The sequence below is a fragment of the Enterococcus sp. AMC1251 genome (assembly GCF_058216535.1).
Map to the genome: position 1 here is coordinate 1,970,552 of NZ_CM177098.1, position 13,735 is coordinate 1,984,286.

15 protein-coding genes are annotated in these 13,735 nt (G+C 31.4%); 3 read left to right on the top strand and 12 right to left on the bottom strand.

The window, feature by feature from the left end:
• Nucleotides 1–18 precede the first annotated feature (18 nt).
• Nucleotides 19–198: a hypothetical protein gene (locus tag AC4BBR_RS09235; RefSeq protein WP_490459288.1), complete on the bottom strand. Its 180-nt coding sequence runs from the start codon at nt 196–198 to the stop codon at nt 19–21.
• Nucleotides 199–458: 260 nt separating this feature from the next.
• On the opposite strand from AC4BBR_RS09235, the gene AC4BBR_RS09240 reads away from it, so the two are divergent.
• The 3 genes from AC4BBR_RS09240 (at nt 459) to AC4BBR_RS09250 (ending at nt 3,188) form a co-directional block, all read left to right on the top strand.
• Nucleotides 459–1,064, top strand: coding sequence for an accessory gene regulator B family protein (locus tag AC4BBR_RS09240; RefSeq protein WP_490459289.1), 606 nt, complete (start codon nt 459–461; stop codon nt 1,062–1,064).
• A 705-nt stretch (nt 1,065–1,769) separates the two neighbouring features.
• Nucleotides 1,770–2,444 (top strand): sensor histidine kinase, encoded by a 675-nt coding sequence (locus AC4BBR_RS09245; protein ID WP_490459290.1) that lies wholly within the window; start codon nt 1,770–1,772, stop codon nt 2,442–2,444.
• A gap of 6 nt (nt 2,445–2,450) precedes the next feature.
• Nucleotides 2,451–3,188, top strand: a complete 738-nt coding sequence (locus AC4BBR_RS09250; protein WP_490459291.1) for a LytR/AlgR family response regulator transcription factor — start codon at nt 2,451–2,453, stop codon at nt 3,186–3,188.
• A gap of 27 nt (nt 3,189–3,215) precedes the next feature.
• On the opposite strand, the gene AC4BBR_RS09255 is transcribed toward AC4BBR_RS09250, so the two are convergent.
• The 11 genes from AC4BBR_RS09255 to AC4BBR_RS09305 all read right to left on the bottom strand — a co-directional run bounded on the left by AC4BBR_RS09255 (nt 3,216) and on the right by AC4BBR_RS09305 (nt 13,728).
• Complete coding sequence (locus tag AC4BBR_RS09255; protein ID WP_490459292.1) at nt 3,216–4,346, bottom strand: hypothetical protein; 1,131 nt, start codon at nt 4,344–4,346, stop codon at nt 3,216–3,218.
• Between the two features lie 57 nt (nt 4,347–4,403).
• The gene (locus AC4BBR_RS09260) at nt 4,404–6,221 is read right to left on the bottom strand and encodes an LPD1 domain-containing protein (protein WP_490459293.1); all 1,818 of its coding nucleotides are present in this window, start codon (nt 6,219–6,221) and stop codon (nt 4,404–4,406) included.
• Between the two features lie 18 nt (nt 6,222–6,239).
• Complete coding sequence (locus AC4BBR_RS09265) at nt 6,240–7,094, bottom strand: hypothetical protein (protein ID WP_490459294.1); 855 nt, start codon at nt 7,092–7,094, stop codon at nt 6,240–6,242.
• 55 nt (nt 7,095–7,149) lie between these two features.
• On the bottom strand, nt 7,150–8,250 hold the full coding sequence (locus tag AC4BBR_RS09270) for a DNA cytosine methyltransferase (RefSeq protein ID WP_490459295.1): 1,101 nt from the start codon (nt 8,248–8,250) through the stop codon (nt 7,150–7,152).
• Entirely contained in the window at nt 8,247–8,756 is a 510-nt protein-coding gene (locus AC4BBR_RS09275; RefSeq protein WP_490462097.1) for a DNA N-6-adenine-methyltransferase, read from the bottom strand. The genes AC4BBR_RS09270 and AC4BBR_RS09275 overlap by 4 nt, the downstream gene beginning before the upstream one ends.
• A 13-nt stretch (nt 8,757–8,769) precedes the next feature.
• Complete coding sequence (locus AC4BBR_RS09280; RefSeq protein ID WP_490459296.1) at nt 8,770–10,338, bottom strand: DUF3991 domain-containing protein; 1,569 nt, start codon at nt 10,336–10,338, stop codon at nt 8,770–8,772.
• 191 nt (nt 10,339–10,529) lie between these two features.
• Nucleotides 10,530–10,631 carry a putative holin-like toxin gene (locus AC4BBR_RS09285; RefSeq protein ID WP_490459297.1) on the bottom strand — a complete coding sequence of 34 codons (102 nt, stop codon included), beginning with the start codon at nt 10,629–10,631 and terminating at the stop codon, nt 10,530–10,532.
• A 141-nt stretch (nt 10,632–10,772) separates the two neighbouring features.
• The gene (mobP2, locus tag AC4BBR_RS09290) at nt 10,773–11,984 is read right to left on the bottom strand and encodes a MobP2 family relaxase (RefSeq protein ID WP_490459298.1); all 1,212 of its coding nucleotides are present in this window, start codon (nt 11,982–11,984) and stop codon (nt 10,773–10,775) included.
• A complete protein-coding gene (locus AC4BBR_RS09295; protein WP_490459299.1) occupies nt 11,977–12,399 on the bottom strand; it encodes a hypothetical protein in 423 nt (140 codons plus the stop codon). Before AC4BBR_RS09295 ends, mobP2 begins: the two co-directional genes overlap by 8 nt.
• Nucleotides 12,389–12,733 carry a hypothetical protein gene (locus AC4BBR_RS09300; RefSeq protein ID WP_490459300.1) on the bottom strand — a complete coding sequence of 115 codons (345 nt, stop codon included), beginning with the start codon at nt 12,731–12,733 and terminating at the stop codon, nt 12,389–12,391. The genes AC4BBR_RS09295 and AC4BBR_RS09300 overlap by 11 nt, the downstream gene beginning before the upstream one ends.
• A 188-nt stretch (nt 12,734–12,921) precedes the next feature.
• A complete protein-coding gene (locus AC4BBR_RS09305; protein WP_490459301.1) occupies nt 12,922–13,728 on the bottom strand; it encodes a coiled-coil domain-containing protein in 807 nt (268 codons plus the stop codon).
• Between the last annotated feature and the right edge of the window lie 7 nt (nt 13,729–13,735).

The window sequence follows — 13,735 nt, forward strand, 5'->3', positions numbered from 1 at the left end:
ATTTTCATGATTTATTTTTTATTTTTGTGAGAATCCACACGTTAATACGCTAACAGTAATACTAATATATGAACAAGATAAAAGTGTTAAAGAAATAGCTGATAAAATAGATGCTGGTTGAACATCATTTGGCATGTCACTTCCACCAACAATTGATAGTGTTTCTAATTCTTCTAGCTTAATGTCTCTTTCTTTCATGTGTTAAAACCTCCATTTTTTCGACTCTTTCCTTCAATCCCTACAAATACCATTAAATGGTATACCTCAAGACTATAGACTTTAACAAAAAAATGAAACCCCTTGTCCGCAAACGGTTAGTAAGTAAGCTTAAAAAGTTATTCCAAATTAAATCTACCGTTTATGTCGAAAAATAAACCGTTTACAAATAACCCCTTCTTTAACAAAAAGAAATATTGTATACTTAATTTAGGACAATCAAATATAGAAAAGGTGAGTAAATGGAAGAAAAAATCTCAAAGTACATTATATATAATCTTTTAAAAATCCCTTCTTTCTCAAGTAAAGAGCATTCTTTGGAAGAGTTTTATTATCACATACAAATATTTGTGATAAATATAACAAAATGTTTATTTGTCTATTTAGTTAGTTTGATTTTGGGAGTGATAACTAACACTTTTTTTAGCCATCTTGGATTTATAATTATTAGAAAAAATGCACTAGGATGGCATGCTGAAAAATCTGTTAATTGTTCAATTTTAAGTTTATTATTTTTTGTAATTCTTCCGGTTTTCTTGAAAAAAATTTATTTGAATACCTTTGCAATCTCCTTAATTCTTTCTATTTTGCTAATATTAATTTTGATTTATGCACCTTCTGACACTGAAAAAAATCCTCTTGTTCAAAAAAAACAACGCCAAATTCTAAAACAAAAGACTATACTATCATTTATACTATTAAATTTTTCGTACTTTTTTATAGACAAAACGCTATTCTTTATGATTTTGTATGGTCAATTATTAGCAGTTCTACACATAACACCAATTTTATACAAAATTACTCGAAAGGAGTTTAAAAATTATGAAAAATACGAATCATATCAGTAAGTTTTTAATGCTATCTTTAGTCTTGATAGTAGAATTATTTGGCAACTGTTTCTTTTTTGGGTTTGAACCTGAAAACCCTAGCAAAAAATTGGTAAAAAGAAAATGACACTTACATTCGTTATTAAATTTGTACAATTATTATGTGTTATAATTCCTACTGTTTACTTTTTCGAAGTGAAATTGACTACTAAAAATATGCTTTATTTTAGTTTAATCTGCTTAATAACTATTTTTCTTTATCATTTTTTAAGTGCAATATCATTCCTAATTTTTATTCTACTAATTTTCTTAGGAATGAAGTTTTTAACTCCTGTTACTAATTCAAAAACTCTATTTTTGTTGATAGCTTTAATTACATTGACATCTTCTATACTACTAAATGTTTTATCTACTTTTTTAGACTACTTTTTGAATTTTGAACTAAGCCAGTGTATTTCTATACTAATAACAGTCTTTCTAATTATCTTAGTACTTAAAAAGGTTAAATATTTTGTTAAAATTCCTCCTGATAAATTTGTACTTAAACTTTGGTCATTTTTTGGAATACTTATCATGGTTGCGTTAACTCTTTTATTCTATCTCTACTACCAAGATACCCATTCACGAGTAACTTCAAAATTATATTGGAGTATTCTGATTGCAGTTAGCATTAGTATTTTGTCTGTCACAATACTAATATTTTTTTTAACTAAGAGATACCACACTATGCAACTAGACAGGATTAAAAATGTTCAATTAGATAATATGCTTCAATATGTCAACCATATTGAAACTTTGTACAATGACTTAAATGGGTTTCAACATGACTATCTAAACCTATTGTCTTCAATAAATATAGCCTTGAAAAACCAAAGTATTGAAGGAATAGAAAAAATATACAATTCATCATTAACATCATTTGAACAAATAATTTTTGATCAATCTTTTTCATTTGCACCACTTAGAAAAATAAACATTCCCCAGTTAAAATGTCTATTATATTCTAAATTAATTTTAGCTTACAAAAGCAACATTCATTTTACGCTAGAAGTAGATGAACATATCCATTTCACATACATCGACCTGACAGATTTCTGTATAATTGTTGATATTCTTATTGAAAATGCTTTGGAAGCAGAAATTAATTGCAAATATCCTCATATAAAAATTGCTTTTCTTAAAATTGATAAAAAACACATACTTACTATTCAGAATAATTTTTCAAATAATATTGATCTTAAAAAAATTTATTTGAAAGATTACTCTTCCAAAAAAGGGCATCAAGGAATAGGGTTATTTATTTTAAAAAATATACTAATTAAATACGAGTACACAACTTTAGAAACTACTATTGAAAACAATTGGTTTAGTCAAAAAATTACTTTTAAATGTAAGGATTGATACAAAATGAATATATTTATATATGAAGATGATCAAATACAAAGACAATATCTTACTCTATTAATCCAGGATATAGCTTTAAATTTAGATTTTTGCATTAGCAAATTTATTGCAACCGAAGACCCAAACATCTTAATGAGGGAAGCTATCGATGAAAAAACAGCTAATATTTATTTCCTTGATATTGAAATTAACAATAGCCTATTTAGTGGCTTTGAATTAGCAAAAAAAATTAGAAAAAGAAGTAATAATGCTTTAATTGTATTTATTACAAATCATCCGGAATTTGGAATGATTTCCTTTGAATATAAAGTAGCTGCTATAGAATTTATCAGTAAATATCTTTCAGAGCCTATTATCAAACAAAAAATTAAAGAAATTTTGTTACTTGCGCAATCATCAGAAGTAGAAGAAACGAATGATATTTTTAGTTTTGAAAATCAATTTTCAAACTTTAAAATTGATTTCCAAGAAATTCTTTTTTTCCAAACTATTTATAATTCTCATAAAATACAGTTAGTGTGTAAATCAAAAACCATTGATTTTTATAGTAATTTAAAAACTATTGAGACACTCGATAGTAGATTTTTTAGATGCCATCGTTCAATAGTTATAAATATGGATAATGTAATTGAAATCGACAAAAAGAAGGGAGAAGCAATACTAATTAAAAATAAATTTTACTCTTCTTGCCCTATCGCAAGAAGGCTGAGCACTAAAATGGGGAGTAAATTTTTATCATAAGAATAAAATCTAGTTATACCTTTTTATTTACAAATCCATTCTTAACTGAGATTCTTCTTTTATTTCAGATGATTCATCTGCCATTTCAATTGAAAATTTTTTTTCATGTTTACTAGGGATCGGCATATAATAACCTGTATGAAAATCCTTTAAAAAATTTACTTTGTAGTTTGCATTTGTATTTTCTAATATTGTATTCAATATATGATTATCTAATTTCATTTTCTCCATCAGCAAAATATCCGTATCATGAAATAAATGTTTAACTCCAAAATTGTATAACTTATTAGCAAAATCTATAGGTCTCTTAAACACTGCATCATGACTGAATTCAGATTGATGTAAAAAATCAGTTGCTTCTTGATTATAAAAATACGTAAAGCTTAACGCCTCTTCATTTGAATAAAATAGATTACTCTCTTCCAAAAAACCAATTTTCGCGCAATCAACAATTTGGTAACCTGATAACTCTTTTCCTAATTCTTTTGATAAGCGCTTTTCTACATGATTCAACGCCCATTCAAGTAACGGTTTATCCCAAGTATAGTTGCCATCATTTAATTTTATACGTTTTGGATTATCTAACAGATACTTTTCGGTTTCATTTGTATAAATTTTGACGACTGGAATCTCAATTTGATGGGACATCATTTCAGCAATTCTTTTATTAAAAATTGGGATCGATTTTTTGTCTAGCATCTCTTCAACTCTATTTTCTTTTGCCAAAAGTTGTATTTGTTCATAAACATCCCCCTGAGCCATTGCAAAAATCGTTTCTTTAGGATTAGATCTTGCGATATATCCGCAAATTGTATTAAAGTCATTGTCTATAACATGTATTCTTCCTGCATTATTTGAAAATATTAGTTTACCTTTACTCATTTGCTCTTCTCCTTTTTTAATACTATTTTTGAGTTCTTTTGTCGCTATTACTAAATACTCTGAAAGTGTAGCTTGAATAGTTTTATAAAGTTCACTAGTCTTAGGTAAAAGTTTGTACTTTTCTTTCACTGGCTGATTATCCGCAAAAAAATCTTCCATTAAAATTGCTATTCCATCTTGCATCTCAAATCTGTAATACACATTCGGCATTCCTTCTAGATTAAATACACCATACTCATTTGCAGTTCTTGGCATTTCTAAATTTACTAGTTTCATCCTGCATTCCTCCTTCTATAATAAATTAGTCTTATTCACTGAAAGATAAACCTTTTTTCAAAATTCTAAATTATTCTTATTTTCTTGATGTCCATTTTTTTTATTAGCTGTCATGTCTATCTCTATAATATTAAATAAGGCTGTTTGTCCTGGAAGAATTAGTTCTTCACTAACCTTTTGATCGTTAAGTAAATCGATTTTTTCTCTTAAATTGGGAAACTGACAATCAAAAATATCAGTCAGCTCTTCCCTCATTGATTCATTAAACAGTTGATAATCTATTTGGTTTTTATATGTGTCTGCCGATTTAATAAAACTGCTTTCCAATCCTAGATTAGAAACATAAATTTCAAATGCTCGTGCGAACACTTCCGTTGGTGTCCCGTAATAACCTGCTTTCTTTGCTACATAAGTACCGGTAGCTTCTTTTGAAATCCTGCTACGGTATTGAGAAACTATTGGGCGAAAATTTTCTTTCATACTCAACATTTTCCCATTTTCCTGTAAGGTGTAATCTAGCGCATGACCATATTCATGGATGAATGACTGGATGCCTATCCCTCCAATATCATCACGAAAATCAATCGCAATCGTTTGTAAATTGGACACATACATTCCTAGTGCGTGATAATTTCCCAGCTTCCGTAGCCGTAAAATAAATTCTGCACTAGTCTGAGGCAATATATCGTAAACTCGCCTCATTTCAGTTTCAAATTGTTTAAATAATTGTAAATCCACGTCATTATCTAGTTCGACGAATTGAAAATGCTCCTTTAAACTGGTTTGCTTCATCATCTCTTGTGTCTCTTTATTAATATTTTTTTTCGTCTGCCAAGCACTTGCACGAGTTTGTTTCTCGATGTCTTTTTCATACTCACGCTGTAGTATAATGTCATAAGTCGTATCAATATATTCTTTTACAAAATCAAAAAGCTCATTTTGTTTACGATAGCCTTGAATATTATCAGGATAAAGATAATGCTTTCTTTTCCCATCAATAGAAGACAAAATATAGGGTGATTTATCTAAATTCAATTTATTTGCACTTTCCTCATTGTCTGTTAAATCTCGCCAATTAAAATATCTAACATCATTAACATCATTTGTTAGTGGTACACCAATAAAGCGAGAACTTTCATCACGTGGTAAGCTCTCAAGAAATTCATCTGAAAATTCTCCAAAAGAACTTTTTAGAAATCTATTCTGTGATTTCTTTCCTGAATATCTCGAATCACTGAGGTATTCTAAATATTTTTCAAGGTCCCTCCGTTCAAGAATGCTGTTTGTCTGGTTTACCGACTTTCTGTCATATTCTTTCAAAATATCTTGTTGGAGTTTATCATATCCAATTGCTCGATTCATGTTGCCTAATGTTACGTATAGTCGTTCATTCTGGTTGTTTTTCTTATGCCTATAGTAATACAGTCGATTATGTTTTGTTCCTGATTTATTGTTTGGATCTAATAAAACAAAAACCGTTCTTCTGTTATTAAATGGACCTTTGTCTTCTGTTTGTTGCGTAACAACTGCAGTGTAGCCTATCTTCTCATTTGCATCAGCCCCTACAAGCAATCTATCCTCTTCTGAAATCGCTGAAATATCTATTGTTGCCTTTTGACCACGATCACTTCCAAACTCATGATTTTTAATAATTTCATTTAATCCCACGCTAAAACCGTGCCAGTTCCGTATCATCGTATCAACAGCCTGTATTTCGTCTTCTTGCGTCCATTCCCCATTTTTATAAATATGGTCTGCCAGTTTACGAAAACAAGTATACAAGGTATCTTTTTCTGTAAATTTTAGAGGAGAAGACTTTGTCATACCGTATTTTTGTTTCATAAGATTAGTTAAAAAGTTTTTGTTATCCGTCATTTTTTAGAAACCTCCTTTTCAAAGTTCTAAATCGTGTTCATCATTTTGTTTGTGCTCTTTTTTACTCGTCATATCGATTTCAATTTTTTCATCCGCTAGAGGAACTATTTCTTCTGAACCGGTAAAATAAGAGGATAAAAATTGCTGATTGCTTTTTATAGATGCATCCTCTAAAATTTCTTCTATTGTTGCTTCATCAAAAATAATTGTGTCATCAAATCCATTTTGGTATTCTATACCGCCATACATTTCCTCCAACGTCTGGCGATACATCATCTTTCCAAAATACATAATGTCTTCGAAAGGATTTAATTGTTTACCCATCTGCTCTAAAATAGTTTCAAATGTTCTCTTAGCAGCCTTCGGATGAAAGAAAGCAAATTGGATGACTTCTTCTTCTGAACTAAATAATTGTTTGGTTGGGAGTTGAAATAAATGATCCATTAATTCATAAGGCTCAATTTCTTCCTCCCTTAGCCTTAACAATTGACTTGCCAATTTTTCTGATCCCCATTCGTGAAATGTTAGCTGCATCCAATCATATTTTTTTGTTGTAGCAAGTGGACTTACTGGTATACCTCCTTCGTAATTAATTTGCTCTCGTGTATAAACAGGTACTTTAGGAATCTCTATTTCATTGAATTGCATTTTGACAAGAAGTGGCTGTAGCTCTTCAACTAGCCATTTTTGATTAGGTACTCGATCTAAAAAATTGCCAATTGTTGTGCACAATAGTCCCCCTTTTATATCTCTAAACTCATACTTATTTTGAGGATTAGCCCGTACTATATACGCTGCAATTTGCTCAGTTGAATGTTCAATACCATGTTCAAATAGTCCATTCTTTAAAACTGATACAGGTTCTTTTATCATCCTTTTTCCTCCTTTGAAAAGAAAAAAGAACGAGAATTATTTTCTCGTCCTTCATTTAATGTAATTTTTTAGCAATCTCATAAATAACGTTAACTGTCACACTATTGCCCGCTTGCTTATACAAAGCAGACTCAAGGTTCACAGCTGCAGCTCGATCATAGGCCCAATCAGGAAAAGACTGGAGCCGCCAATATTCTTTAGCTGTTAAACGTCTTAATCTAAAAAAACGACTATCTGCAAATGAAATATCGCTTTTCGAGATGATAGGAAGTGTTTGATCTTTAATCATCGCTGCTTTTGTAACAAGATAGTTTGGTTCACTTTTTTGAATATTTTCAAATAAACTTAACTGCTGTGGAAACTTTAATCCTTCATTTTGTTCAGGTATTTTAATAAACACATCGTCTTCCTCAAATGAATGAATTTCTTCTAATATTTGCTTTGCATTCCCATCATCAGAAGCCATCAAGGTGCCAATAATCCCATTATCACTATATACTGCTTGCGTATTCCCAAATCTTGGTGCATTTCGTTCTCTTGTTACCCCGACTACATTAGTCACATTAGAGTAATGTTGTTTTCTAAAAATCGTTTGAGGTATTTCTCTGAGAGGAAATACTTTGTAGAAACTTTCTTTTCTAGTATGTCCGATAATATAGATCCGTTCTCGATTTTGAGGGACATGTCCAGAGATTTTAGAGTTAAGCACACGCCACTCAACATCATACCCGCACTCATCCATGATGGATAAGATTGTAGCGAATGTACGTCCGTCTTCGTGAGATAGAAGCCCTGAGACGTTCTCAAAAAATAATAAGCGTGGTTTGATTTGCCGAGCGGCACGCATGAGATCAAAGAACAGCGTTCCGCGAGCATCGTCAAAGCCCTTTCTTCTCCCTGAAAGACTGAATGCCTGACAGGGAAAACCTCCGGCGATAAGGTCAATTGTTCCGTAAACTTTATATAAATCCCTCCATTCTTTGTCTGTAACCTTCGTAATATCCGTAGCCATCCATTCATTCTGTGGCTTAAAAATTGCTTGGTAACTCCTACGCGCTTTTTCATCTTTTTCACAGTATCCAATTGCAGTATGGCCTGCTTTTTCCAATCCTAAACGGAAGCCACCAATGCCAGAAAATAAATCTAGAAACTTCATAGATACTCCTCAAATTTAGGACTTCGAATTCCGTGTTGTTCCAATAACTTTTTATTTGTATCATCTGGTTCATTGAAAATAATAATCGCACTCGGAAAGGTCGAATGATCTTCCCACTCCTTATGGTTGTAATAAAACCGAATACGTCCCTGAATAAAATAAATACTTGCTTTTCCAAGGATAAAGTTATGCCAACGCAATGTATCAGTTCTCGCTGGAATCAGGATACAAATAATACCTGTCGTTGGTTTCAACGATTCATAATAAGCTTTATTAACGAAATCCGTCTGCATAGTAGGCGCATGTGGTGGATTACAAAATAAATTTCCTAAAACAGACCAATTTTGTCTTAAGGCATCTTCTTTTCTTGTGAAATAATTTTTGCATTTAGCATTGTCTTCATTTGCTGCTAAGTCAAAATCAAAATGATAAATACTGTCTAACAATTCAAATAGCTTTGGTGGCGTCTCCCATTCTTGGTAATACTTTATTTTTTCTTTACTAATAACTAATCCCTCCTTATATGGTTAATTCTAGTTGCATTTTTTGCTGCTTCATCTCTTGTTTGTACTGATGAAAATCTTCTTTATCTAACGCATAAAACCCATAATTTTTTAACAAAAAATCCATTTCTTTTGCAGAGTCGGCCTCAAAAAAAAGCTCTTCCTTTTTATCAGAAGAACTTTTTTTGAAGATATTCAATTTTCCATTATTGTATTTAATCCGTGCATAATTTTCTTGACCATCAAAATACGTATATTCCTTTGATTGATCATGAAGTACATCGTTCCAATCATTTTTTATAGGTACTGTTACTGGCTCATAATAAAGACAATACGCCTCATAAATTTTTTCGATCTTACTTCGTATTTTAATTCCTCCAGATACATTATTTTTCTGATCTAATAAACGATTCATACTAAGCTTTCCCATGAATAATGATTGTTGCATTGCTTGACCTAATTTTTTACATTCTTTTTCAAAATCAATTATTTGAGCATTTTTACTATTGGCCTTTGCATCACCAAAATACTTATCATACTTCTGATTATTCGCCAGTATATTTTTTTCTGATAGATTCGTAATCGCCTTGTGAATGGCAGCCATAAATCGCCAATCTGTTATTCGTTCATCTGATAAAGATTTGGTCACTTCTCTACAAATTTTTTGGTAAATGTCTATATTTCTTTGAGGTATTTGAGAATCATTGGGGATATTATTAAAAAAAGTAATGTCGAGATGCTCCTCGTTTTCCTTTTGATAAACAAAACTTTTACCGACAAATTTCTCTAACATTTTTTGCCCTGCAGCATCGTTATCACTACCAATATAAACGCCGTTAACTGGTAACTGTTTTTTTGACAGATACATGTAATTCATAAAATTGTACACAGCTTTTTCTTTCGTGCCTTCGGTGCTTGCCAACATGCAATTTTTTAAATCCTTATTTAATGTCCAATAACTTAATAAGTCAACTGTTGATTCAAAAATATACAACTTGGTAGGCTCTCCTAAAGAGACATTAAAACCAAAATTACTCTCAGAGTTATAGGCAATTTTTTTAAGGGTTCCTCGTTTTCCGTTTTCTTGATAATCAATCATGGTTCCTTGAATGGTTGCCCCAACTGGTTGTCCATCTTTCGCCCAAACAAAAATACATTGCTTATTAATGTCTTGCTGAATGTAGCCTTTATTGTGTAGTACTTTGATAATTTCATCATCTATTTTCCGTTCATACACGAGGTAGTTATAGACCTGATCAAAATTTGTATCATGCTTAAAATAATAATGAAACGGTTTCTTCTTTTTGACTTTTGGCTGAATGATTTTGAAGTCTTGTTGAGTAAGATAGTTGAGCGCTTCTTTAAATTCCATATTTAGATATTCTCTACAAAAATCAATCGTATTACCATTCAATTCTTTTGAGAACCAGTGGAATTTATTATCTGCTTTATAAATGGCAATACCATGATTTTTTAAGCGATATTCGTCTCTTAATTCTTTATAAGGTATACCATGATCATCACAAACTGAAATGATACTCACTTGCATTGCTTTTTGAATTAATTCATTAAATTCACTACTCATAAATCCCTCCTTTTCAATAAAAAAGTGGTCAAATGATCGATTGTTTAGTGTCTAATTATGATTTTTTAGCTAAAATATGCTATAATAAGTGTAAATAAAAAGGACGTGCGTCAACACGTCCCAACAGAGCCATTTAAGATGGTGACAAGCTGATTAAAAAATAGACCTAACTTGCCAAAGTTATTTGAGGTCTATTTTTTATTGTCCTTTACATAATTTAATATGCCAAAGATGATTGTTGTAATCAAAGCACCAAATGCAAGCATCGCTTGTATGGCGTCTGATACAGACATCACACTCTCTCCTTTCTAGGAGCTAGCCAATAAAAAATGGTTCATAGGCAACAACTCCTTTCGAAGTCTTGCCACCTCATAAACTTCTCTGCAACATCATTTTACCACTTAAAAATCATAAATTAAATATAATTTTTATCGTCATTTCAAGGTCAAATCATTCTCCTCATTATTTTCTCTCAATAATTCTCGATAGATCTTCATACTCCTGATTTTCTCAAGCTCCCCTTTAAACATTCTCTTAATAAGATTCAAATTCATATGATTATAAAAATAATGAGTTGCCCTCCCTTTAAGATGATTTGTTTTTTCTAATTCAAAATCCCGCCCCTTCAACTCTCTTAATAAACTATTTCCTAAGCGAGTATACAGTTCATGGTATTTATTTTTCCGATAATCTTCTGCTCGATTTTTTTCCTTTCCTTGCTGACCTTCTCCATACAAATCTTTTCGGAAATCAACCTCTTTTCTTAAAGCCCTTTCTAATTGGTTTAATTCCTTTTGTTTAAGTTGTGTCAGATACAAACTAATAAAATGATCTATATTAATACGCGTATCTTTCAACGCATTATTGTTATAGCGCCACAACCGTTTGTCCTTTGGTAACTTTCGTTCTACTTCTTTCAAAGAAAAATTCAATTGAAAATTAAGATTAGGTTTTAAAATCATTGACTGGCCTGTTAATTTATTTCGAATCAGATTACTAATTTCCATGAGCTGATCATCATGGTTCACTAAAGAATTAGCCACAACGCTTTTAAAACGACCTAGGCTTTTATATTTTCTACGCCCAATCCTTGCTTCAAATTCATATCCTTTTTTTGAAATAAAGTTTTTAAAAGGTCGCGTTGGTTCCGGCTCCACAATGGCAATATGAACATGGATATGTTTCGTGTTGTAATGGATGGCCGCGGTCCAAAGAGCGGAGTTTTTTAACCCCTCTTCTTGTAGCATAAAGGCCATACCTTCCCTGATTGATTGCCGAATTGCTTGTTCATCCAACACATGATTTTCTTCATCGTACAAATTGTGTTTGACCAGAAAAGGATTGTCAAAACTCACAACATCTTGCCACATCACAGATTGATTATCTTGAGCTTTTTGAAATTGCTGACGCAGTATTTTTCGTTCAGCTTTTATTAGATGATTTTTGTTTGCAGTAAACAGTCCGCTTGTCTTTTCAGGGTTATTCATATAGTCATTGTAGCCATCCAAACTATGAATATTGAACTCCTTCATAAATTTATTTCGTATCGCATCTGGACGACTAATATATTTGATGTAAGCTACATATTGTTTTTGCCATCCATTGACAAAGCTGTTTTTTACAACGATCCCTGGTTTTCTACTCATTTAATCGATCAAACTCTAATTTTTTAGCACGAGTTTTCGCTATATCATGATTCACTTTTTCCCTTGCCTCTTTCAAAATATTGGCCAGGAACTCGTCTGTTGTTAGAATTTTTTGTAGGTCTGAATTGAACAAATAGGTATTCCATAGCTCCAATAAAATACGTACATTTTTTTCTGTGTAACCTGACCGCAATTGAGTTGGTTTAAACAGTTTTTCAATCTCTGATAACAGATTTTTATTGGCTAATTCATAATAAGCTTGTATAGAAGTTAAACGGTCATGTTCTTCAAAAATAGTCTCTAAAATTTTATGAAGTGGTTGTGTCGGTTCTCGCTCAATAAACTTATTTAAATAGGCAATACCATAAGGTGTTTCGTGTGGATCTCTAAAGCGTATTTCTTTTCTAATCACCATCCTCTATCACCCCATTTGCGATTAAAAATTTAGTTAATATGTCTGTATTCTTTTCTAAGGCAAAGAGCACCTTTTGAACGATATCTTGATAGCCTTCGTGTAAGCCTTCAACTTCCACACTAATGGCATGATTATGAATTAAATCACGCACATACTGCTCACGAGAGACTCTCTTCTTGCGAGCTAAATCATCAATTGCAGCGACTGTTTTTGCTTCCAAACGTCTGATTAAAATTGCTTCCAATGCATCATCAACCTCCTCATATTTTTTAATGAAAGCAAACAAAAATCTTGTTACATTGCTAAAATCACCTCTTTTTCGGTTGAAGGGCATAAGGGAAAACTGCTATCACAAGTGATAGAAACCGCAGTGCGGTTTGTTTTCTGATGCTATCACTTGTATTAAATAGACCAGTAAAAATGCTGGTTTTACCAGTCCCTCTTTTCCCATAACTTCGTTTCTTTTCTACTCTAAATTTTCAATAACCGTTAAAAAAGACATTTTTAACGGTAGCATTTCATCTATTTTTCAGTCAATTTTTGTTTCTTTACTTTGATTTTTTCTAACTTTTCCTCTAACGCTTTTTTATCAGAAATCATCTTGGCTATCTCCGTTTTTAGAGTAGCAATCTTAGACTCATTTGTGGTAATTTGTTCCAGTGAACTGTTTTTTTCTTCTTCTGTTTTAATATCCAATTGCCCTTTTAGATTGATATTAGCTGTCTGAATTTTTTCAATCTCATTTTCTTTTCCCTTTGCATCTTTTTCTATTTTGGCTATGAATTTTTCAGCATCTTCCGCAAGATAATCTAAGGATTTTTCCTCATAAAAAGTGCTACTTTGAATAACTAACGTCTCTTGTTCTTTCATTGATTGACGAGTTAAAAATAATGAATCATTAGTTAATGTTAAAGCATTCTTCTTACTATTATCAGTTATTTCAACACGGAGGGGCGTCCACTTATCTGGAACATTTTGCACAAAACAAACCAAATAATTATCACTTATTTTGTATAACTTTGTTGAGTATTTTTTCATATCCCCACGTTCTTTTTTCGCCTCAACGTCTATTTTTTCTGGTAAAGGTTCATTATCTTCTGTTGTATAAAGTTCGAACATGATTGTTTGATCTTTTGAAAAATAAACATGATTAACAAGTGTAAAACTTTTATCTAACAAAGAAACAGAACTATTTAATTTGGTCTCTTTTTGTTCATTTTTCTCATTAAAAATCACCTTACTTGTTATCAAAAATAGAAATGTCAGTACAATAAAAATCAGATTCCTAATGTACTTTCCCCCTCGCTTTTTCCTTAAGTTGACCATCATTTCACTC